The sequence below is a fragment of the Pseudotabrizicola algicola genome (assembly GCF_010915705.1).
Lineage (GTDB): Bacteria > Pseudomonadota > Alphaproteobacteria > Rhodobacterales > Rhodobacteraceae > Pseudotabrizicola > Pseudotabrizicola algicola.
The window spans coordinates 684,812-704,006 of record NZ_JAAIKE010000001.1 but is presented as its reverse complement, the minus strand read 5'-3'; the positions used below and the strand labels follow the sequence as shown (position 1 = coordinate 704,006).

Here is a 19,195-nt window from a genome sequence, read left to right as displayed (position 1 = left end):
AAAAATATGCCCATGACAGACATCATCGCCCGCTGTGAAGCCAAAGGCCTTCGAATGACTGACCAGCGCCGCATCGTCGCCCGCGTGGTCGGCGAGGCCGAGGATCACCCTGATGTCGAGGAACTCTACGTTCGCGCCGCCCGCATCGATCCGCGCATCTCGCTGGCCACGGTCTATCGGACGGTGAAGCTGTTCGAAGAGGCAGGCATTTTGGACAAGCTCGAATTCGGCGACGGGCGGGCGCGCTATGAAGATGCCGAGCGCGACCACCACGACCATCTGATCGATGTCAATTCGGGTGAGGTGATCGAGTTCGTCGACCCCGAGATTGAGGACCTGCAAGAGCGCATCGCGGCCCGGCTCGGATATCGGCTGATCGGGCACAGGCTGGAGCTTTTGGGCGTGCCGATCACCAAGCCGCAAAAGCCGTGAGTAGTGCCGACAATCCCCGCGCCGCCGGTCTGATGGTGGCCAGCATGGCTGCCTTTGCTTTCGAGGATCTCTTTCTCAAGCGCGCCGCCACAGCGATGCCGCCGGGGCAGGTGATTGCGATGATGGGCGCGGGCGGGGCGGTCGTTTTCTGGCTGATCGCCGCCCGTCTGGGGCAGCCTATCCTGACGCGCCACGCCCTGAGCGGGGCCGCAGCGGTGCGCACCCTGTCGGAAGCGGGGGCAACGATGCTCTATATCACGGCCCTTGCGCTTATACCTCTCAGCGTGAACGCGGCCCTTTTGCAAGCATCGCCTCTGGTGGTGACCTTGGCCGCCGCCCTGTTTCTGGGCGAACAGGTGGGTTGGCGGCGCTGGAGCGCGATTGCCACGGGCTTTGCCGGGGTGATGATCATCTTGCAGCCCGGCACCGACGGCTTTCGGCTCGCGGGACTGCTGACAGTGGCTTGCGTCTTTATCCTGACCGCGCGCGATCTTGCCACCCGAATGATGCCGCCGAGCATAGGCACCTTCCAGTTGACCACATGGGCCTATCTGGCGCTGGTTCCGGCAGGGGCCATTCTGATGGCGGTGCAAGGGCAAGCGCCGGCGCCCATCGACCCGTCGCGCTGGATCGATCTTGCTGGCGCCTTGGTGACCGGGCTTTTGGGCTATTATGCGGTCACCGCCGCGATGCGGAAGGGCGAGGTCTCTGTCGTGGCCCCGTTTCGCTATTCCCGACTGGTCTTCGCGATGATCCTTGCTGCGATTTTCCTTGGCGAGCGTCCCGATGCCTTCATGCTTGCCGGGGCCGGTCTGGTGATCGGCTCGGGGCTTTACACCTTCGCACGCGAGGCAAGGCTCAAGCGCGCCCTTTCCATGAGGGCCGACCCAAGGTAAAGACGGGGCCGAGAGCATCATCCGCATAACGGAGCCCCCATGAGCACGATCATCGACATTCACGCCCGCGAAATCCTCGACAGCCGCGGAAACCCCACTGTTGAAGTGGATGTGACGCTGGAAAGCGGCGCAATGGGGCGGGCTGCCGTGCCGTCGGGTGCCTCGACCGGCGCACATGAAGCCAACGAACGCCGCGACGGCGACGCCGCCCGATACAAGGGCAAGGGCGTGCTGGAGGCGGTCGCTGCCGTGAATGGCGAATTGGCCGAGGAACTGGTGGGCTATGATGCGACCGAACAGGTCGGAATCGACCGCACCATGATCGAGATGGACGGCACCCCCAACAAGTCTCGGCTCGGTGCCAATGCCATTCTCGGCGTTTCCTTGGCCGTCGCCAAGGCTGCCGCCGAATTCACCGCACAGCCCCTGTTCCGCTACGTCGGCGGCACCTCTGCGCGGGTTCTGCCGGTTCCGATGATGAACATCATCAACGGGGGCGAGCATGCCGACAACCCGATCGACATTCAGGAATTCATGATCATGCCGGTGGGCGCGGACAACATCCGTGACGCGATCCGCATGGGGTCGGAAGTGTTCCACACGCTCAAGAAAGAGCTGTCGCAGGCTGGCCACAATACCAATGTCGGCGACGAAGGCGGCTTTGCACCCAACCTGAACTCTGCCCGTGATGCGCTTGATTTCATTTTGAAATCCATTGAGAAGGCCGGTTTCAAGCCGGGGGTCGACATGTATCTGGCGCTCGATTGCGCCGCGACCGAATACTTCAAGGGCGGCAAATACGAGATGAAGGGCGAAGGCAAATCGCTCAGCATCGCGCAGAACGTCGAGTTTCTGGCATCTCTGGCGGCCGATTATCCGATCATCAGCATCGAGGACGGCTGTTCGGAAGATGACTGGGAAGGCTGGAATCTGCTGACAGATACGCTTGGCAACAAGGTTCAGCTGGTGGGGGATGATCTGTTCGTCACCAACCCGCGCCGTCTGGCCGAAGGCATCCAGAAGGGTGTCGCCAACTCGATGCTGGTCAAGGTCAACCAGATCGGCACCCTGACCGAAACCTTGCAGGCCGTCGATATGGCACACCGCGCTCGCTATACCAACGTGATGAGCCACCGCTCCGGCGAGACGGAAGATAGCACGATTGCCGATCTGGCGGTTGCGACCAACTGCGGCCAGATCAAGACGGGCTCGCTGTCGCGCTCTGACCGGCTCGCGAAGTATAACCAGTTGATCCGGATCGAGGAAATGCTTGGCGAAACGGCGGAATATGCCGGACGCTCGATCCTGAAAGCATAAGACGCGCAGACTTTCGGCGGGGGCGTTCGCGGCAGAGGCCGGACGCCTCCGGCGTGAGTATTCCAAAACAGTGCAAGGCAGGAGCGCAGGGATGGACGAGGCGGACCAGATCATAGCTCGACTCGATCTCGCCCCGCACCCCGAGGGCGGCTGGTATCGCCAGACATGGGCCGGACCAGAGATTGGCGGGCGCGCAAGCGGCACGGCGATCCTGTTCCTGTTGCGGGCCGGCGAGCGCAGCCATTGGCATCATGTGGATGCAGACGAGATCTGGCTCTGGCACGCCGGTGCGCCGGTGGTGCTTTCGGTGGGGCAGACGCGCGCAGTGGACCATCGTCTTGGGCCGTCGGTTCTGGCGGGCGAGTCGCCGCAGGTGGTGGTGCCAAAGGGGCATTGGCAGGCGGCACGGTCTTTGGGGGCCTATAGCCTTGTGTCCTGCACGGTAAGCCCGGGCTTTGATTTTGCGGGCTTTGTCCTGGCCGCGCCGAATTTCGATCTGCCGCGCTGATTGTTCCCGTCACAAAATGGCATTGGTGGCGGCGCGGGCAAAGCGCTATGCGAGCGTCATGTCAGATGCATCCCTCCCGAAGAATGAAGACAGCCGCTCCGGCTTTGCGTTTGCGCTATGCGCCTATCTTCTGTGGGGCTTCCTGCCGCTTTACATGAAGGCGCTTGCGCATGTCTCTCCGCTGGAGGTGATCGCGCACAGGGTCCTGTGGTCTTTGCCGGTGGGGCTTGGGGTGATCATCTGGCTGGGGCGCACGCAGGATTTGCGCAAGGCACTGCGCACGCCGCGCATGTTGATGATGGCGGCCGCGACGGCCGGACTGATCTCCGTGAACTGGGGCACATATGTCTGGGCAATCGGTTCCGGTCATGCGCTGGAGGCGGCGCTTGGCTATTACATAAACCCGTTGTTCAGCGTTCTGCTGGGGCGGATCGTCCTGAAAGAGCAGTTGACCCGCGCGCAATGGGCGGCGATCGGTCTGGCGGCGGCAGCGGTTGGCTTGCTGACGGTCGAGGCCGGGCGGGTGCCGATGGTGGCGATGGGGCTGACGGTGACATGGGGCATATATGCCTATCTCAAGAAGTCGCTGCCGATCGGCCCCAATCAGGGCTTCACGCTCGAGGTCATGCTGCTGGCACCCTTTGCCTTGGGTTATCTGGTCTGGCTGCACAGCCAAGGCGCGCCACATTTTGCGCAAGGCGTGACGAGCGACGATCTGCTGTTGATCGGGACGGGTCTGGTGACTGCGGTGCCGCTGATGATCTATGCCAACGGAGCCAAGCGTTTGCGCCTGTCGACCATCGCCATGATGCAATACGTCTCTCCGACGATCATTTTCATCATTGCGGTTTTTGTATTCGGCGAGCCGTTCGGCGCCGCGCGCTTGGTGGCATTTCCGATGATCTGGACGGCTCTGGTGATCTTCACCGTCTCGAGCATCCGCGCACGGGGCCGCGCGCGTCAGGCATCCAGCGTGATCCAGACCGGAACATGATCTGACGGCTTGTCTCCGGCGCGCACGTCGCGATCTATGCCAGCGCCGGTCAACCTGTCGGCCGCGGCGGGCGAGAGCAGCAGGTGATCGATGCGGATACCGTTGTTCCGTTCCCACGAATTGGCCTGGTAATCCCAGAAGCTGTAATGTCCCGGTCCGGGTTCATAGGCGCGGAAGGCATCCAGCAGGCCAAGGTTCAGCAGGCGGCGGAAGGCCTGACGGGTCTGCGGCAGGTAAAGTGCGTCCTCCTCCCATGCCTGCGGACGGGCGGCATCCTGTGCCTGCGGGATTACATTGTAATCACCGGCGCAGATGAACGGCTCTTCCAAGGCCAAGAGCGCGCGCACATGGCTTTCCATCCGCGCCATCCACGCGAGTTTGTATTCGTATTTGGGGCCGGGGGCAGGGTTGCCATTGGGCAGGTAAAGCCCGCACAGCCGCACGGGGCGCGGCGCCATCACTGTGGCTTCGATCCAGCGCGCCTGTTCGTCTCCGTCATCCCCGGGAAGACCGCGCGTGACATCCTCGAGCGGCAGTCGCGAGAGAATGGCCACCCCGTTGAAGCCCTTCTGCCCGTGCGTCTCCACGCGATACCCCATGTCCTCGAAAAGCGCGCGCGGAAAAGCTTCATCAACCGACTTGATCTCTTGCAGACACACCACATCGGGCTTTGACGCCGCCAGCCAGCGGGGCAGGGCCTCTTGCCTTGCCTTGATCCCGTTGATGTTGAACGTCGCGATCAGCATGATCCGGCCTCCCTGTTGCGGTATCAGCTATCGGACAATGGTCTGCGCAAGGCAAGCCTTGATGGCAGGAGGCGAAGTCAACTTACCCACAGAGTGAAAAATCTGTGGATAACACAACTTTAACGCGAATTACTTTGGCCGAATCGAAAATCCGAGGTTAGCGTGATCTGGTGTAGACCGTAAAACCTGGAGGGTTAAAATGTTTTCGAATGCCGCTCAGCGCATTGACTTGATTGAAGAAACTGGCGCTGTCTCTGACATGCTGGCGGGACAAGATACGGCGATGATGACCTCGGTCGCATCCGCCATGATGACCAGTGTGGCCTCGTCCATGATGACGAGCGTGGCTTCGTCCATGATGACCTCGGTCGCATCCTCGATGATGACCAGTGTGGCCTCCTCCATGATGACATCGGTGGCCTCGGCGGCCATGACCTCGGTTGCACAAGAGGATGCGGCGCTTGATCTGGCTGGCAAGATGTCCGGCGTTCAGGCTGCCCTGATGACCAGCGTCGCCGAAATCTGAACGGCTTGCGAACCCGGGTAACGGGTTCCGGACACGACAGGGGCGCGCATGGGTGCTGCCACATCTTGCGCGCCCCCGACTTCAGATAGGGCTGTCATGACCAACATCGTCTCGCTACGGCGGCAGGGGGCCGCATCCTGCGATCCGGCCATTCCCGGTCTGATCGATCTGTTCGCCACACGCAGGCGCGGCCAGCATGATGCCTTCTGGCTCAAGGAAAACGCCGAGCTTTTGCAGATTCTGGCCGCTCTCGGCCTTGAAGCTGACCTGGAGCCTCTGCGCCATCGCGCCAAGGGCCTGATGCAAGAGGTGAGGTTCTTCCCGCAGTATTACCGCATGTATCTGTCGCTTGCGCTTGATCTGCGCGATCTCGGTCTGACCGAGGCTCCGGTGGCCGAGCTTGCCGATTTTGTCGTAACGCAGGATTTGCCCTCGATCGAGCTGTCGGACACCCATCGGGGCGAGGCGGAATTGCTGTTGCGCCGGGCGGGGCTGGACAGGCACGATGCGGGGCTGGAGGCGCGGCTGGCGCGGTTCGGCGCGAATGCAGCCGCCTTTTGCCTGCCCAACCGGCGGGCGGCCTATGATCTGACCCATATTGTCTTCCACGCCGCAGATTACGGTCGCCGCACGATTGCGCGCGATCCGGCACGGCGGCTGAGCCTGATGCATGTGGGGCTTGTCGCGTGGCTCGAGGGGAATCTTGATCTTTTGGCAGAGGTCGCGCTTGCGCTTCATCTGTCCGGCGAGGAGGTCCCGGCGCTTTGGTCACAAGCGGTTGTGCGCGCGGCGGATCAGGTCGACTTTGTCGCTGGTGCGCGTGGCATCTCGCTTGACGACGATTACCACCAATATCTGGTGCTGAACTGGGCGCGGGGCGTGCTGGGGCAATCTGCCTTTCCGCATTCCGTGCCAGCGCAGGCGCGGGTGATCCGCCAGCCGCGTGCCGCAGTCAGCGCCCTGCATGAGCTGTCCTTGGTCTTGCTTGATATGGGCGAGGCCCGTCACCCCGATTGGAGCCGGATGCGGTGGCGGATCTGGGCAAAACTCTCGGAACCGGCGCGGCAGTGTCTGGAGCAGGTGGAGGGGATGGCGGAATTCGAAGGGTTCTTCGCCGGATTTTCCCGCGCGGGCCGCATCGGGGGAGCTTTGAAATGATGCAGACTCTTCGCACCCCCTGGGTCCTCGGAGTGGCCTTCCTGATCGCTTCGACACTGGCCGCGACTTTGGCAGATGGCACGGTCAAAGACCTGTCCGCCCGTCTCGAAGCGCCGCAGGTGTTCTTTCTGTCCGGCCTTATCATGGCCGGGATCAGCCTTCTGGCGGCGCGCGCGGGCACACAGATCGGGATATTCACCACAAGCTGCCTGAAAACCACCGTTCCCGGGCTTCTGCTGGCGCGGTCGCTTGCCACCGTTGTGGCGTCGCTTGGCTTCTTCTACGCCATCGCTTTGATACCATTGGCCGAGATCTTTGTTTTTGTCGGCCTGATGCCTCTGATGTCCGCCCTGATGTCGCGGCATGTGCTGGGCGAAAGCGTCGATATGGCGGCATGGGCGGGCTTGGCCTTGGGATTGGTCGGCGTTCTGATGCTGTTTCCCGAGGGATTGTCGGGGCTGACGCTTGGGCATCTGGCCGGGTTCTGCGGGGCTTTTGCCGGAACCGTGTCGCTCGTGCTGTCCCGCTTGATGGCGCGGCGCGAGACAAACACGCTGGTGCAGGTGTTCTATCCCAATCTGGCGCTTGCCGGGGCGGCGGCCTTGATGTTGCCGGCGATCTGGCAGCCGATGGCGCTGGTCGATGTGGCGCGCATCTTCCTTTACTCGGGCCTGCTGTTTCTTGCCCGCTGGACGATGGTTCTGGTCATGCAGCGCTTGCGTGCGCCTGTTGCCTTGCCCCTGATGAACATTCAGTTCGTCTGGATGGTTGCCGTCGGATTTGTGTTCTTTGGCGAAATTCCCGCGCTTGGCACGGTGATTGGTGCGCTGCTGGTGATGTGTGCCGGAGGGATCGCGCTGATGGAACAGGTGCGGGTAGACCGTCTGGCCCGTCTGCCGCAAGGGCAGGCAAGCCCCGGCACGGCAGCGGTGCCTGCAGAATAAAAAGGCCGCCCTTCGGGGCGGCTTTGTCATTCTGGGGGGATCACATCGAGAAGGACACTCCGCAGCCGCAACTGCTGCTTGCGTTGGGGTTTTCGATCACAAAGCGGGCGCCGATCAGTTCTTCCGTGAAGTCGATCACCGCGTTCTGCAAAAAGGGCAGCGATACAGAGTCGACCAGCACGCGCTGGCCGTCTTTTTCCAGCACCAGATCATCCGGCGCGGGATCGTCCAGCTTGATCTCGTATTGAAAGCCAGAACAGCCGCCCCCTTCTACCGCGACACGCAGCGATTTCTGCTCCCCTGTCAGATCGGCGATTTCGGCCAGACGCGCAAAGGCACGGTCGGTGACACGGGGGGGCAAGGTCAGGTCCATGATTTTTCACATATCCTTGGAGGTCACAGTGCAATATAAGGGGCAAAGAAGACTTCAACAAGAACGGGCAGTTCCATGCTTGCGCCTTTTGCCTGCCTCCCCGATGCCTCTCGCGGCCGCCTTCACCCCGAACGCATGTCGTCCTTTCGCTCTCCCTATCAGCGGGACAGGGACCGGATCATCCATGCCTCGGCATTTCGGCGGCTCAAGCACAAGACGCAGGTTTTTGTCGAGCATGAGGGCGACTACTATCGCACCCGCCTGACCCATTCGATCGAAGTGGCGCAGGTGGCCCGCACGATCGCGGGTGTACTGGGGCTGAACACCGATCTGGCCGAATGTATCGCGCTTGCGCATGATCTTGGCCATACGCCCTTTGGCCATACCGGCGAAGACGCGCTGTCCGATCTGATGAAGCCCTTCGGCGGCTTTGACCATAACGCACAGGCCCTGCGCATCGTCACGCGGCTCGAGCGGCACTACGCCGATTTTGACGGGTTGAACCTGACGTGGGAATCTCTCGAAGGGATCGCCAAGCACAATGGTCCGGTCACCGGACCGAATGCCGATGCCAAACACGCCGGCCCGTTGCCCTATGCCTTGGCCGAGGTGAATGCCCAGTGGGATCTTGCGCTGCACACCCATGCCAGCGCCGAGGCGCAGGTCGCCGCCATTTCCGACGATGTCGCCTATTCCCATCACGATCTGCATGACGGCCTGCGGTCGGGTCTGTTCGACGAAGCCGATCTGATGGGTCTACCCGTCACCGGTCCTGCCTTTGCCGAGGTCGATGCGCTCTATCCGGGGCTGGATCCGATGCGCCGTCGGCATGAGGCGCTGCGCCGTGTCTTTGGCCGCATGGTCGAAGATGTGATCGCGGTCGCCCAAGGCCGGCTCGAGGCGGCAAAACCGCAATCGGTCGATGATATCCGGATGCTTGGCACGACGGTCATCCGCTTTTCCAAGCCGCTGTATCAGGAATTGAAGGCGATCCGCAGTTTTCTGTTCCACCGGATGTATCGTGCGCCTTCGGTGATGGCGGTGCGGGCCAAGGTCACGCAGGTGGTGCAGGACCTGTTCAACGCCTTCATGGCGGACCCGAGCTTGCTTCCCGAAGAATGGGAACATGCGGTGCAGGCCTGCACCGACCAGATCGAACTTGCGCGCACTGTGGCCGATTACGTCGCAGGGATGACGGACCGGTTTGCCATTCAGGAACATGGCCGCCTGTGCGGCGGCGCGCTGATCGAAACCCATACAGGCCCCCATTTCGCGCCGCGGTTTCCAACCTGATGCTCAGTCGCGGCTGGCCGCCAATGCCCAGAGCCCGGCCAGCCCCAGCGAAAGCACCATGTTCCATCCGGCCATCGACAGGCCGAGCATCGACCACGGCACCTGATCGCAGCGCACGGGCGCGGCAACGGCGGCATTGGGGTTAAGCAGGTCATCCATGCTGATGCCCGAGATGGAGCCTCCGGTGCAGGACTGAAGTCCCTCCCACCAGCCGTATTCCACGCCCATGTGAAAGCCGCCGATCCCCGCCGATGTCAGCGCCGCCAGGGCTCCGAGTGCCATGAGCCAGCGGTTCGGCACCAGAAGTGCCAGCACCATCACACCCACCGCCACCGCATGGGGCCAGCGCTGCCAGATGCACAGCGCACAAGGTGCAAGCCCGCCGATGTATTGGAAGGCAAAGGCCCCGGCCAGCAGCGCGGCAGAGCCAAGCCCGGCAACGGCTGTATAGGCACGGGCAGAGAGGGTGGTTTGCATCAGAGCACCTTGAGAACAGCGAAGCCGCCGACGAGCAGCAGAACGAACAGCGTGAACATGAGCCCAAGGCGGCGCTCGATGAAATCACGAATAGGTGCGCCGAATTTCCACAGGAGCGCCGCGACAATAAAAAACCGCAAGCCGCGCGCAAAGATCGATGCGACGGTGAACACCACCAGATCGAGCCCCGTTGTTCCCGACAGGATGGTGATGACCTTGTAGGGAAAGGGGGTGACCCCCGCGATCAGAACCGACCACGCGCCCCATTCGTTATAGGTATCGCTGAAGGCCTCGAAGTTCCCGGTCTTGCCGTAGAATTCCAGCACCGGCAACCCGACCGATTCATAGAGCACCGCGCCGATCCAATAACCGAACATGCCGCCCAGCACAGAAGAAACCGTGGCCACCGCCGCGATCAGAAAGGCGCGGCGCGGCGCGGCAAGGATCATCGGGATCATCAGGATATCGGGCGGGATCGGAAACACCGAACTTTCAAGGAAAGCCACCACGGCAAGCGCCCAGAGCGCGCGCGGGTGCTCGGCCAGACGGATGGTCCAATCATAAAGGCCACGGATCATCTGGTCCTCCCTTGCACACGCTGCGCTTGCATCATGACGCGCGGGCAAGGTCAAGGATGCTTTCCGGCGCAGACGAAGCGCGCTAGGCTGATGCGGAAATTTCAGGCAAAGGGGCAGTCATGGAATGGCGGGGACGGCGGGGCAGCCGCAACATTGAGGATCGCCGCGCCAGCAAGGGCGGGGCTGTCGGGGGGATCGGCGGCATCGGCGTGATCGCTGTCTTGCTCATCGGCTATTTTTTCGGTGTGGATGTAACCCCGCTGTTGCAGGAACCTGCCGGTGGCTCTGGCGCGACCGCCGAGCTTACACAGGCCGATATCGAAGCCGGAGAGTTCGTATCCGTGACTCTGGCCGATACCGAGGAAGTCTGGACCCAGCTTTTCCGCACCCAGCTTGGCCGAGAGTATCGTCCCGCCACTCTGGTCCTGTTCAAGGGTGCGACGCAAAGCCCGTGTGGCGGTGCGTCCGGGGCAACGGGGCCGTTTTACTGCCCCGCCGACCGCAAGGCCTATCTGGACACGGCGTTTTTCACCGTGCTGGAAACGCGGCTTGGCGCACGGGGCGATTTTGCGGCGGCCTATGTGGTCGCTCATGAAATCGCGCATCACGTGCAGAACGAACTTGGTATTCTGGGCAAGGCAAATCAGTTGCGCGCGCAATCAAGTCAGGTCGACAGCAACGCGATTTCGGTGCGCATCGAGCTGCAGGCCGATTGCTTGTCGGGTGTCTGGGCGCGCACAGCCTCGCAAACCTTCGGCACCATTGACCGTGGCGACTTTCAGGAGGCGGTGACCGCCGCACGCCAGATCGGCGATGACACCCTGCAGCGGGCGGCAGGACAGCGGCCGATGCCCCACACCTTTACCCACGGCACTTCGGAGCAGCGGGCGCGCTGGTTCATGGCGGGTCTGCAATCCGGCCAGATCGCAGCATGCGATACCTTCTCGACAAACGATCTCTAGCTCGCAGAGCCTGTTGACGGCGCGCGCGGGGGCAGGTAAACGCATCCCACGTTGCCCGAGTGGTGGAATTGGTAGACGCAGCGGATTCAAAATCCGCCGCCGCAAGGCTTGTCGGTTCGAGTCCGACCTCGGGCACCATCTTCCTGAATTATCCTAATAATTTCAGGGTGTTAAGGTGCGCTGTTTCCACTTTCGGGGTTATCTGCATCCACATCGGGACCAGAAATTTTATCTCGCCTATTGTTGCGCATCCAAACGACTGTCGCCGGATCGCCGCTAGAGTTTAAAGGCCAACTTGGCGAGATCGTAGATCACAAAGGCACCCCAGAGCACAGTTGCAACAGCTGCAGAGTTGAATAAAGAGACTGTGACCTCAGATGTTGCCATTATCGGCTTAGTGACCACAATTGCCACTGCAACGACCAATAACCATATGAGAGAGTAAGCTGACTTTTTGACGGCCGCTCTCGTTCCTCTCAAGAACTCCTCTCCAGCCGTAGCCTCCTTCTTTCTGAGCTCAATGTGCGTATTCGTTGCGGTGGCGAGGGTGATTGTAACAATTACTCCCATGAAGCTTAGAAACTCATGGTTTACAAAACCCTGTAGGAAGCTGTTTTCGCTGCCCAGCACCTTTGGCCGACCAAAGGAAAGAAGCACCATCGAAAAAACGGTGGTCCAATATACAAGATGAAGGTAATACTTATTCACGGCCAAGCAACTTGTTTGCCATTGACTTTGCTATGGTCAATGGACCATCTCCACGTTCGTCAGTTTTAGGAATCTTAACGCTTTCCTGCTGGCTCTGCGAAGTAAAATTGTTGTTCTTACCCTTAGCCTTTGCTTTAATTCTTCCTGTTCCTTTAGCCATAGCTTTGTCTGCAGTGTATCTGATTCGATCCGTCTCAGCATTTATTCCGTCTGGGTTCTCAACCTCAATGGCCACCCTTTGTGCTTTTTCCCGCTCTCTGAACTGCTTCATTTCTCTGTCATATTCGTCGTCTCCTCCGAACATGTTGGGGACTTCGAGTTCAATGCGGATCTTGGTTATCTTCCCCTCGTTCTTCTTAACCCAATCCCAAAAAGCTTCGGCGTTTGTAATTGGATGCACTGAAGCCAGAAACTGGACCCATTCTTGGTTGGCCTCCAACGCTTTTAGGAGACGCGGCGCGAGCGAGGATGGCTTTCCAACATCGCCATGCTGTTGCAAAGCTAACTTCTGGCCATCTGCGTGCTCTGTAGGATCGACCACCAGGACAGCCGCTTTCCATGCCTCAAGCAGGTATTCAGCGTAACCCTCATGCGGCGGCCTGTTGGCAATTTCCAAGGTTTGGCGTCCAATTTTCCCGACGATGTTTGGAAACGTCGTCTTGGGATCAAGCGGGATGTAAACGAAAGTCGCGCCATGATGAGTGAATTCGACCTGACTGGAGAATAGGTGCCTGATCCATCCTTCACGGTTCATAGGCACCTCAAACATTGATGGTTGCTCACGTGTTCTCAGGCTCAAACGAAATAGGTCAAATCTGTAATTCTTTGACAATCTTTACTCTCCCTCTGGTTGGGCGAGTGTCTGCAGCGAGTGAGCGATTCGTCAACGAATTTGAAGTGTAACCCCTCAATCCTTGGTGAAAGTCACGGGTGGAAATCCGAGTTATCCTAGCGTCTGATTTAGCCCAATCGCGAACCTCAGGTAGGCCGATTGGCGGAAATCACGTCAGGGGAATTGCCGTCAGAGTTTGGTATTCCCATGACCGCCGCGTGGCGGTCGTATTCGCGCTGGTAGTGTTCGGCCATTTTGCGGCTGATGTGACCAGTCCAGGCGGCGCTGTCGGTGGCACTGCCGCCCGATTCGATGATGAGTGCGGACCTGGTCTTTCGCAGGCCGTGGCTGGTCGCTGTGACCTTGGCCTCGGCGCAGGCTTTCAGCATCATCTGGGTGGCGGATTTGACCGATCTGATGCGGCCATCGCGCGCCGGAACAAAGCACAGGTGGCCCGCATAAGGCGCGATCGCGGCCAGCATTGTCTGCCGGTCAGCCTCGGCTGCAAATGGGGGCAGGGCGCATGTCCACGGCACATAGGCGCGCTCGCCCGTCTTGCCCTGCTGGATGACCAGAACGCCCTGCCGATCCACCATCTGGGGGCCGATCCGCACCGCGTCTGAAATGCGCGCGCCAGTCCATAGCAGAAGCTCCATCACGGCACGCGGTGTCGTCCCGACCGGCCAGCGGGCGCGGAAGCGCTCGATGTCGTCAGCCGTCCAGCGGCGGTGCCCGACCACGCCCTTGGCCTTGGCGGTGCGCGGCATCCGCACGGTGCGGGCGGGATCATCCGCGATCAGCCCGCGCTCTTTGCACCATGCGCCCCATGCCCGCCACGCGCGCAGCCTGTCGCCCGGGCTGGGGGCCTCTGACACGTCTTTCGTGATGTGCGGATCTCGGATGGCGCGGGCGCTGACATGCCCCTTGGTTTCGCAGATCGCGGTGAACTGGCGGGCGATCTTTGCGCGATAGACCGGCGTCCAGCTTGCAAACATCGGGCTGCCCTGCATGGCGTTCCATGTGCTGGCCAGCGTGCCCTGCTTTGGCTTCTCGGCGGGCTTTCCATCGCGCGCTGCTTCGGCCCATGCTGCGATGAAATCCGGGTGATCGTGGGGCAGATCGGGCAGGGGCACCAGCTTGGTCTTTCCGCCCTTGCGCGTGCGATAGAAAGCGCGCCCGTCGCGCGGCTGCACCCAAAGCCCCTTCATCCTGACAACCCGAACGCTTTGTCGCACTCGCTGATCTCCCGTTCTGCCGCGCCAAGCGGCAAAGGTGAAGGATCTGGCGAGATTCGATAAGTCTTTCCGTCAGCCTCGATCGTGACCGCCACGCCAGCCTCGCGCGCAACCTGTGCGGCGCGGCGAAGGTCAGCAAGGGTGACGGCGCGGGTCAATTGACCGCATCCTTCAATATTTTGTGCTGAACATACTTGAAAGCGCGACCTATGGTCCATATTCTCATGTCCAGCTTCACCTGAGAAGCAGGAAGGGGCTCCTTCATGGAGGCGTTTCTGAGTTCCCGGGGCGAGTGGTCGTAGATTTGCAGATTTACGGCGGTGTCCTTAACGGGTTTACGGGTATAAGGTTTAGGCGTAAGCCGCTGCGCGCTGCAACGTGCGGTTCCGCTAAAACAGCGAAGACCAATCAGTATGTCCGATGGATATTTTGATGACGGTGAGGGGTCGCAACCCCTAGCGGAGTAAACCGAGGTGCGCTGCAAGGGCACCGTGCTTTTTTTAGTAGGAATCCGCAGTGAGATGCTGTGGGCACTTCCAAAAGAGAGAGCTTCACGAAGCGCAGCGCACCGTCCCTCCCTAGCTTGCATGTGCGACCCCAGGCAATTCGTTGCGCCCGCGCCACTTCATAACACGGCCAGCGCGAGTTTTTCTGTTCTTAGCCATTGCCGCCTCCTTTCAGACACTGCCGCGCGCCGAGCTGGATGGCCTGCGCGCCGGTGATCTGGACCACGCCCATCGTGGTGTTGCGGGCATCGCGCATGAACCAGGCGCGCAACTGCGGGGGGTAGTGGTCGGCCATGACGCGCGACCAGTGCTCGAAGTCATCGGGCGGCAGAGACACGCCGTAGAATTGCGACTGCGGGCCGTGGAAGCCCAACCGGGCAGAGGGGCGGACGCAGGCACCGGGCAGGCCGAGGTAGAGCGTGCATGCGCTGGCGCACCAGCCGACGATCTCCACCCGGTGGCCTGTCTGGCGGAGGCTGGCGAGGGCAGTCAGCCTGTCCACCAGTGAGCCGCCGGGGTCATTCTCGATGATGGTCTGCGGCACGGCGGCAGATGCGACCAGGGCGAAGGCGACGGCGAGCGATGCGATGCGCACCCTCATGACAGCCACCATACGACGGCCGCCCAGATAAAGGCGCAGAAGATGAAGGCGGGGACAATCCACCAGCCGGAAGGAGGGCGGTCAGCCATTGCACACCTCCTTCACCTTGTCGATCGAGACACCGCACAGCTGGGCGGTGCGCTTGAGCAGGCCTGCGCGGTCGGCTTTGGTCAGTGTGCCGAAGGGAAGGTGCTTGACTGCGGCGAGTGACAGGCGGTCGAAGGTGGCCCGGATGGCCTCGGGCGGCTGTGGGGTGCGCGCGGGCGCGGGCATGGGTTTACGCATGGTTTGCGGTCCTTTTGTCGAATTGGGGTCAGTAGAGGCGGCGGGCCTCGATGCAGGTTCGGCGAACGATCTCGGCGTCTGACAGCGGCAGGTATCCACAGCCGCCGCAGACGTTGCAGGGGATTGCGTCACGGATGATCGGGGCGGTGCTCTGCACCTCGCGCCGCATTTCGCAGGCGGGGCAGGGATCGTGGTTGCCGTGCAGGTAGGGCGTGGTCATTCGGGGTAATCCCCCGGGCGTTCCAGCCGCTTGCGGCAGGGGGCGATCCAGCGGAACTCGGTGTGCGGCGGTGCCACGGGCTTCGTCGTCCAGACGATCCAGCAATAGGCTGTGGCGGTGCTGCCCTTGGCGCTGAGCTTGCCCTTGTGCATCACCACGCGCTCGGTGAACTGCAGCACCGCAGCCGGACGATGCGGCCCGAACAGCCTTTCATGCCGCCCCACGCCTTCGAGGAAGGCGCTGCGCACGATCACGGCCACGCCCACGCGGCTGGTGCGCAAGGCGCGGGTGATGAACTGCTCGGCAAGGCGGAACGGCGGGTTGGTGATCGTCCAGTTCACCGGCGCGGGGTCCGGGCCGAAGAGGTAATCGGCTTGCGGGAAGCCGGCGCCATAGTCGTGGATGTCGCTGGCCTCGACCTCGCGGAAATGCTCGCGCAGGGGCCTGACCATGTGGCCGCGGTTGGCAGCGGGCTCGCGCGCGGTCTGAGTGGCGCAGCGGTCCGGCCAGTTCCAAATGGGCAGTGCTTCGCACAGCGCCCGCGTGGCCCAAGGCGGGGTGGGGAAGTCATCAAGGCTGTCATGCGGTTCGGACCGCTGCTGCATGACGGCGGCGCTGCGGTTCTGGGTCAATTGATGTGCCCCGCTTTGATGGTCATCAGCAGCCACGGAATGTTGCATCTGCCTTCGGCTTCGCTCATCAGGTCGGCCAAGGTTGTGAAGTCCAAGCCTTCATTCGGGGTCATCCCGTCGCGGATCACGAATTGTTCGCAGCGGGCGGGGTCAATCTTGCTATCGTCATCACTCGTGATGGCGAGCAATGAGAACCACAGGTTCAGCATCAGGTCGCGGTCGGACAGGGCGGCAAGGGGCGCGGTCATTTGAACTGCCCCCTGATCTTTTCGGCGCGCTCTATGGCCTGTTGCAGGCCGGTGACCAGCGGGACGCGGAAATCGCTCTTCGCCTCCAGCGTGATGTTGGCGTCAGTGTCGAAGGCGATGCGGACGTAGTATCCGGCGGCGCGGTCGGCTTCGGCCTTCACGCCGCTAATGGACAGGGTGCCGTAGGATTCGGCGGTGCCGATCAGGCTTTCCAGAGTGTCGGCCTGGGCGGTCGCTTCGGCGGCGCGTGTGGAAATGAGGCTGCGCAGGTTCATGCGTCACCCGTTTTCGCAGTAGCGTTGCGTGCCGCCAGATCGGCGGGCGGGGTGAGGGCGCGAATGGATGCAGACAGCATGTCGCAGCAATCGTCAAATGCCTGTGCGCGGGCGGTCAAGGATGGGACGCCGCGCAATTCCGTTATCTCTGCCAAGGCGTCATCCCGCCCCCGCTTCCACCCGGTCAGTTCCGCCTCGGCCTTGAGCCTGTCCAGCGCGGCGGTGGCGGTGGTGGGCATTTGCGTCGCCCGCCTGATGCGCTTGGCCGTCATCTTCTGCGCCGCCCAGAAGCCTTTCTCATGGTCGGTCGTCACGACTGGCAGCTTGGCATAGGCTTTGTCTTCAAGTTCCTCACAGCATCCCCATACCTCTCGGATAGCCGCCCTGATCAGCGCGTCACGCTCCGCCTCGGCGGCTTCGGCGCGGTAATGCCTTTGCGTGGCGCAGTCCTGCCACTTGTTTCGGTCATTTTGCATCCAAGCCAAGTCCGCCCGCGCCGCTTCCAGTTCGGCGGTCAGGCGGTTGATTTCCGCTTGTGCGTCTATCCCGAGCTTCAACGTCATCACTCTTCCCCTCCTTCCGCCGCGGCCGTGAAGCGCAGGTCTTCGGGCAGCCAGTTGTCGATCTTGGTGTTGACCTCGCGGCTGAGGCCCATCGCCTCGCGCAGCTCGTGGCCGTTGAAGAGTTGGTCCAGTTCCTTGACCTTCTCTTTCTTGGTCAGGCTTTCGAAGCCCGCGTGGCGGCTGCCTTCGTCCGGCACCAGTTCGCGCCAGAGGGCATCGAGGTAGCCGGCGCTGACGCGGCCGAAGAAGTTGGCGGCATTCGGCGTCCAGAGGCTGCGGGCGTTGATGGGCTGGCGGGCGTTGATCGCATCGACAAACGGGCCATCCCAGCGGCAGAAGGCGCGGGCGAGGCCGTTGTAGAGGGCGCGGTCAACCGGGACCGGGTCCATGACCATAAGCGCCTTGAGCGCCAGCGCGGGCTCTTCTGGTTGGGTATCCTGGGGTGGTTCCGCAAGTGGCGCGGGGATCGTCATGCCGTCCATCTTGCTCGGAAGGGCGGCGTGGGTCTGGTCGAGAGCGAAGGGGGTTTCCCACGTCTTCAGTGTGCGCATCATCTGCAAGGAAAGCATGAGATGGCATAGCTGCTGGTCGCGCCGCAGGGCGTCCTGAATGCAGATCAGGCGGATGCGGCGCAGATCGTCCTTGAGGTTCTGCGGCATGCTCGCCTCGGCCGCGCGGTTGATCTCGATGCTGTCGTCGCCCGCTTCGCTTTGCAGGCGGTCGCCCTTGCGCAGGTAGGCGCGTTCGGCCTTCAACGCGCCGTTGTGGTCGATGGTGGTGACGATGCCTGCGGCGGCGCGGTCTTCGTCGCTGAACTGGCGCTGGCTGGCGCGCATCTGCAGGGCTTGCAGCTCCTCGACCTCTGCCTCGGTCAGGTCGGTGTCGTCGATGCTTTCCAGATCTTCCATGCGGGTGGCGTCTGCCTCGGGCAGCTCTGCCTTTGCGCCCCAGATCCGCCGCATTTCCTGCGTCGTCTGCCACGACTCCTTGGGCACGAAGAGCGCCCAGGCCCAGCCTTCGGCCTCGCGCAGGGCCTCGGTTTCTGCCTCGCCCTTTTCCTGCGTCAGTTGGTCGAGAAGGGCTTCGTCATGCAGGATGGTCTGGTTTTCGAACAGGTCGACGGTGCTGCCGCCGCCTGCTTCGTAATAGGCCATCAGCCCGACATAACGCGCGCGGCGGTCATCGGCGTTGACGCTGCCTTGCCGGATCATTCGGCCGATCGACCAGTCATCCTTGCCCGCAAGCGCCGCGTTCAATGCGGCTTGCAAGGTGGCATCATCGCGGGCGCTGGTCAGGTGCTGGGCGATCTTGTAGCTGATCTTGCCGCTGCGCAGGGCGGTGAGTGCCGCCTCGGGCAGGATCGCGAGCGCCAGTTGGCGGCGGACGTCGCTGATCGGGGTGGCGAAGGCGCTGGCGATGGCCTCGACGGTGTGGCCTTTCTCGCGCATCTGGGCGTAGGCGGTGATCCGATCCACCACTGACAGGCCGCGCTGGGTTTCGTTCTCGGCCCCGGCCCATTGGCCCGCAAGATCGGCGTCGGTGGTGATCCTGACCGGCACGTCGCCTTGCCAGTCGCCGCGCGCGGCCAGCAGCTGCAGGGCGCGCAGGCGGCGGCCGCCGGCCACAATGCCGAGGTGATCGGGGTTTTCGTCGTGGTGGCCGAGGCGAAAGCGGATCTGATGATCGGCAAAGCCGGAGAGGTTCTGCAGCAGGCCCACGGCCTTGATCGATGCCGCCAGCGCCTCGATCTCGGCGGCGGGCGGCTCTTTGCGTGGGTTCAGCGGGTGCAGGTAGAGCATTTCCAGCGGCACCAGCCGGGTTTCGGCCTGTGTGTTTTCTTCCGCCACGGGGGCGGGTGCGGTGGCCTTGCGGGGCATCGGGGGTTC

The 19,195-nt window shown here is 62.1% G+C and carries 27 protein-coding genes and 1 tRNA gene; 11 read left to right on the top strand and 17 right to left on the bottom strand.

The genetic code is table 11. From position 1 onward, the window contains the following. Window positions 1–12 precede the first annotated feature (12 nt). The 5 genes from G3572_RS03395 (at window position 13) to rarD (ending at window position 4,147) form a co-directional block, all read left to right on the top strand. Window positions 13–432 carry a Fur family transcriptional regulator gene (locus G3572_RS03395; protein WP_164609248.1) on the top strand — a complete coding sequence of 140 codons (420 nt, stop codon included), beginning with the start codon at window positions 13–15 and terminating at the stop codon, window positions 430–432. Between the two features lie 32 nt (window positions 433–464). After that, window positions 465–1,328 (top strand): DMT family transporter, encoded by an 864-nt coding sequence (locus G3572_RS03390; protein WP_164609939.1) that lies wholly within the window; start codon window positions 465–467, stop codon window positions 1,326–1,328. A 39-nt stretch (window positions 1,329–1,367) separates the two neighbouring features. Beyond that, the gene (gene eno / locus G3572_RS03385) at window positions 1,368–2,645 is read left to right on the top strand and encodes a phosphopyruvate hydratase (RefSeq protein WP_164609247.1); all 1,278 of its coding nucleotides are present in this window, start codon (window positions 1,368–1,370) and stop codon (window positions 2,643–2,645) included. 91 nt (window positions 2,646–2,736) lie between these two features. Beyond that, complete coding sequence (locus G3572_RS03380; protein ID WP_164609246.1) at window positions 2,737–3,153, top strand: cupin domain-containing protein; 417 nt, start codon at window positions 2,737–2,739, stop codon at window positions 3,151–3,153. A gap of 58 nt (window positions 3,154–3,211) precedes the next feature. Beyond that, window positions 3,212–4,147 carry an EamA family transporter RarD gene (rarD, locus tag G3572_RS03375; RefSeq protein ID WP_164609245.1) on the top strand — a complete coding sequence of 312 codons (936 nt, stop codon included), beginning with the start codon at window positions 3,212–3,214 and terminating at the stop codon, window positions 4,145–4,147. On the opposite strand, the gene xth is transcribed toward rarD, so the two are convergent. Beyond that, window positions 4,114–4,893 (bottom strand): exodeoxyribonuclease III, encoded by a 780-nt coding sequence (gene xth / locus G3572_RS03370; RefSeq protein WP_164609244.1) that lies wholly within the window; start codon window positions 4,891–4,893, stop codon window positions 4,114–4,116. The two genes, rarD and xth, sit on opposite strands and share 34 nt — an antisense overlap. Before the next feature lie 216 nt (window positions 4,894–5,109). Beyond that, window positions 5,110–5,298, bottom strand: coding sequence for a hypothetical protein (locus tag G3572_RS03365; protein ID WP_164609243.1), 189 nt, complete (start codon window positions 5,296–5,298; stop codon window positions 5,110–5,112). Between G3572_RS03365 and G3572_RS22260 the strand changes: the two genes are divergently transcribed. From G3572_RS22260 to G3572_RS03355, 3 genes are all read left to right on the top strand, one after another. After that, entirely contained in the window at window positions 5,297–5,419 is a 123-nt protein-coding gene (locus tag G3572_RS22260; RefSeq protein WP_275897722.1) for a hypothetical protein, read from the top strand. The two genes, G3572_RS03365 and G3572_RS22260, sit on opposite strands and share 2 nt — an antisense overlap. 96 nt (window positions 5,420–5,515) lie before the next feature. Next, window positions 5,516–6,577: a DUF6902 family protein gene (locus G3572_RS03360; protein WP_164609242.1), complete on the top strand. Its 1,062-nt coding sequence runs from the start codon at window positions 5,516–5,518 to the stop codon at window positions 6,575–6,577. Then, the gene (locus G3572_RS03355; protein ID WP_164609241.1) at window positions 6,574–7,521 is read left to right on the top strand and encodes a DMT family transporter; all 948 of its coding nucleotides are present in this window, start codon (window positions 6,574–6,576) and stop codon (window positions 7,519–7,521) included. The genes G3572_RS03360 and G3572_RS03355 overlap by 4 nt, the downstream gene beginning before the upstream one ends. 40 nt (window positions 7,522–7,561) lie before the next feature. On the opposite strand, the gene G3572_RS03350 is transcribed toward G3572_RS03355, so the two are convergent. Beyond that, complete coding sequence (locus G3572_RS03350) at window positions 7,562–7,894, bottom strand: HesB/IscA family protein (protein WP_164609240.1); 333 nt, start codon at window positions 7,892–7,894, stop codon at window positions 7,562–7,564. A gap of 75 nt (window positions 7,895–7,969) precedes the next feature. Between G3572_RS03350 and G3572_RS03345 the strand changes: the two genes are divergently transcribed. Continuing rightward, a complete protein-coding gene (locus G3572_RS03345; RefSeq protein ID WP_164609239.1) occupies window positions 7,970–9,187 on the top strand; it encodes a deoxyguanosinetriphosphate triphosphohydrolase in 1,218 nt (405 codons plus the stop codon). Window positions 9,188–9,190: 3 nt separating this feature from the next. Here G3572_RS03345 and G3572_RS03340 read toward each other — a convergent pair whose 3' ends face one another. Further along, a complete protein-coding gene (locus tag G3572_RS03340) occupies window positions 9,191–9,664 on the bottom strand; it encodes a disulfide bond formation protein B (protein WP_164609238.1) in 474 nt (157 codons plus the stop codon). Continuing rightward, window positions 9,664–10,242: a YqaA family protein gene (locus G3572_RS03335; RefSeq protein ID WP_164609237.1), complete on the bottom strand. Its 579-nt coding sequence runs from the start codon at window positions 10,240–10,242 to the stop codon at window positions 9,664–9,666. Before G3572_RS03335 ends, G3572_RS03340 begins: the two co-directional genes overlap by 1 nt. 119 nt (window positions 10,243–10,361) lie before the next feature. Between G3572_RS03335 and ypfJ the strand changes: the two genes are divergently transcribed. Both ypfJ and G3572_RS03325 read left to right on the top strand, forming a co-directional pair. Beyond that, window positions 10,362–11,204 (top strand): KPN_02809 family neutral zinc metallopeptidase, encoded by an 843-nt coding sequence (gene ypfJ, locus G3572_RS03330; RefSeq protein ID WP_164609236.1) that lies wholly within the window; start codon window positions 10,362–10,364, stop codon window positions 11,202–11,204. 53 nt (window positions 11,205–11,257) lie between these two features. Next, window positions 11,258–11,342: transfer RNA gene (locus G3572_RS03325), tRNA-Leu, on the top strand. 138 nt (window positions 11,343–11,480) lie between these two features. Here the strand turns inward: G3572_RS03325 and G3572_RS03320 are convergent. From G3572_RS03320 to G3572_RS03265, 12 genes are all read right to left on the bottom strand, one after another. Then, a complete protein-coding gene (locus G3572_RS03320; protein WP_164609235.1) occupies window positions 11,481–11,912 on the bottom strand; it encodes a hypothetical protein in 432 nt (143 codons plus the stop codon). Continuing rightward, entirely contained in the window at window positions 11,905–12,744 is an 840-nt protein-coding gene (locus G3572_RS03315; protein WP_164609234.1) for a DUF4747 family protein, read from the bottom strand. Before G3572_RS03315 ends, G3572_RS03320 begins: the two co-directional genes overlap by 8 nt. Window positions 12,745–12,890: 146 nt before the next feature. Next, window positions 12,891–13,952 carry a tyrosine-type recombinase/integrase gene (locus G3572_RS03310; protein ID WP_164609233.1) on the bottom strand — a complete coding sequence of 354 codons (1,062 nt, stop codon included), beginning with the start codon at window positions 13,950–13,952 and terminating at the stop codon, window positions 12,891–12,893. Further along, on the bottom strand, window positions 13,949–14,137 hold the full coding sequence (locus G3572_RS03305; RefSeq protein ID WP_164609232.1) for a hypothetical protein: 189 nt from the start codon (window positions 14,135–14,137) through the stop codon (window positions 13,949–13,951). The genes G3572_RS03310 and G3572_RS03305 overlap by 4 nt, the downstream gene beginning before the upstream one ends. Before the next feature lie 499 nt (window positions 14,138–14,636). Then, complete coding sequence (locus G3572_RS03300) at window positions 14,637–15,086, bottom strand: hypothetical protein (RefSeq protein ID WP_164609231.1); 450 nt, start codon at window positions 15,084–15,086, stop codon at window positions 14,637–14,639. Window positions 15,087–15,167: 81 nt separating this feature from the next. Next, the gene (locus G3572_RS03295) at window positions 15,168–15,371 is read right to left on the bottom strand and encodes a hypothetical protein (protein ID WP_164609230.1); all 204 of its coding nucleotides are present in this window, start codon (window positions 15,369–15,371) and stop codon (window positions 15,168–15,170) included. A gap of 28 nt (window positions 15,372–15,399) precedes the next feature. Beyond that, complete coding sequence (locus G3572_RS03290) at window positions 15,400–15,591, bottom strand: hypothetical protein (RefSeq protein ID WP_164609229.1); 192 nt, start codon at window positions 15,589–15,591, stop codon at window positions 15,400–15,402. Then, window positions 15,588–16,223: a class I SAM-dependent methyltransferase gene (locus G3572_RS03285; protein ID WP_164609228.1), complete on the bottom strand. Its 636-nt coding sequence runs from the start codon at window positions 16,221–16,223 to the stop codon at window positions 15,588–15,590. Before G3572_RS03285 ends, G3572_RS03290 begins: the two co-directional genes overlap by 4 nt. Further along, entirely contained in the window at window positions 16,220–16,471 is a 252-nt protein-coding gene (locus G3572_RS03280) for a hypothetical protein (RefSeq protein WP_164609227.1), read from the bottom strand. Before G3572_RS03280 ends, G3572_RS03285 begins: the two co-directional genes overlap by 4 nt. After that, window positions 16,468–16,746 carry a hypothetical protein gene (locus tag G3572_RS03275; protein WP_164609226.1) on the bottom strand — a complete coding sequence of 93 codons (279 nt, stop codon included), beginning with the start codon at window positions 16,744–16,746 and terminating at the stop codon, window positions 16,468–16,470. Before G3572_RS03275 ends, G3572_RS03280 begins: the two co-directional genes overlap by 4 nt. Beyond that, entirely contained in the window at window positions 16,743–17,309 is a 567-nt protein-coding gene (locus G3572_RS03270) for a hypothetical protein (RefSeq protein WP_164609225.1), read from the bottom strand. Before G3572_RS03270 ends, G3572_RS03275 begins: the two co-directional genes overlap by 4 nt. Then, window positions 17,309–19,186, bottom strand: coding sequence for a ParB/RepB/Spo0J family partition protein (locus G3572_RS03265; RefSeq protein ID WP_164609224.1), 1,878 nt, complete (start codon window positions 19,184–19,186; stop codon window positions 17,309–17,311). Before G3572_RS03265 ends, G3572_RS03270 begins: the two co-directional genes overlap by 1 nt. Window positions 19,187–19,195: the final 9 nt, after the last annotated feature.

Coding starts and splice junctions, on each gene's coding strand:
- G3572_RS03395 (WP_164609248.1), top strand. CDS start 13: ATGACAGACATCATCGCCCGCTGTGAAGCCAAAGGCCTTCGAATGACT.
- G3572_RS03390 (WP_164609939.1), top strand. CDS start 465: ATGGTGGCCAGCATGGCTGCCTTTGCTTTCGAGGATCTCTTTCTCAAG.
- eno (WP_164609247.1), top strand. CDS start 1,368: ATGAGCACGATCATCGACATTCACGCCCGCGAAATCCTCGACAGCCGC.
- G3572_RS03380 (WP_164609246.1), top strand. CDS start 2,737: ATGGACGAGGCGGACCAGATCATAGCTCGACTCGATCTCGCCCCGCAC.
- rarD (WP_164609245.1), top strand. CDS start 3,212: ATGTCAGATGCATCCCTCCCGAAGAATGAAGACAGCCGCTCCGGCTTT.
- xth (WP_164609244.1), bottom strand. CDS start 4,893: ATGCTGATCGCGACGTTCAACATCAACGGGATCAAGGCAAGGCAAGAG.
- G3572_RS22260 (WP_275897722.1), top strand. CDS start 5,297: ATGATGACATCGGTGGCCTCGGCGGCCATGACCTCGGTTGCACAAGAG.
- G3572_RS03365 (WP_164609243.1), bottom strand. CDS start 5,298: ATGGAGGAGGCCACACTGGTCATCATCGAGGATGCGACCGAGGTCATC.
- G3572_RS03360 (WP_164609242.1), top strand. CDS start 5,516: ATGACCAACATCGTCTCGCTACGGCGGCAGGGGGCCGCATCCTGCGAT.
- G3572_RS03355 (WP_164609241.1), top strand. CDS start 6,574: ATGATGCAGACTCTTCGCACCCCCTGGGTCCTCGGAGTGGCCTTCCTG.
- G3572_RS03350 (WP_164609240.1), bottom strand. CDS start 7,894: ATGGACCTGACCTTGCCCCCCCGTGTCACCGACCGTGCCTTTGCGCGT.
- G3572_RS03345 (WP_164609239.1), top strand. CDS start 7,970: ATGCTTGCGCCTTTTGCCTGCCTCCCCGATGCCTCTCGCGGCCGCCTT.
- G3572_RS03340 (WP_164609238.1), bottom strand. CDS start 9,664: ATGCAAACCACCCTCTCTGCCCGTGCCTATACAGCCGTTGCCGGGCTT.
- G3572_RS03335 (WP_164609237.1), bottom strand. CDS start 10,242: ATGATCCGTGGCCTTTATGATTGGACCATCCGTCTGGCCGAGCACCCG.
- ypfJ (WP_164609236.1), top strand. CDS start 10,362: ATGGAATGGCGGGGACGGCGGGGCAGCCGCAACATTGAGGATCGCCGC.
- G3572_RS03310 (WP_164609233.1), bottom strand. CDS start 13,952: ATGAAGGGGCTTTGGGTGCAGCCGCGCGACGGGCGCGCTTTCTATCGC.
- G3572_RS03300 (WP_164609231.1), bottom strand. CDS start 15,086: ATGAGGGTGCGCATCGCATCGCTCGCCGTCGCCTTCGCCCTGGTCGCA.
- G3572_RS03295 (WP_164609230.1), bottom strand. CDS start 15,371: ATGCGTAAACCCATGCCCGCGCCCGCGCGCACCCCACAGCCGCCCGAG.
- G3572_RS03290 (WP_164609229.1), bottom strand. CDS start 15,591: ATGACCACGCCCTACCTGCACGGCAACCACGATCCCTGCCCCGCCTGC.
- G3572_RS03280 (WP_164609227.1), bottom strand. CDS start 16,471: ATGACCGCGCCCCTTGCCGCCCTGTCCGACCGCGACCTGATGCTGAAC.
- G3572_RS03275 (WP_164609226.1), bottom strand. CDS start 16,746: ATGAACCTGCGCAGCCTCATTTCCACACGCGCCGCCGAAGCGACCGCC.
- G3572_RS03270 (WP_164609225.1), bottom strand. CDS start 17,309: ATGACGTTGAAGCTCGGGATAGACGCACAAGCGGAAATCAACCGCCTG.
- G3572_RS03265 (WP_164609224.1), bottom strand. CDS start 19,186: ATGCCCCGCAAGGCCACCGCACCCGCCCCCGTGGCGGAAGAAAACACA.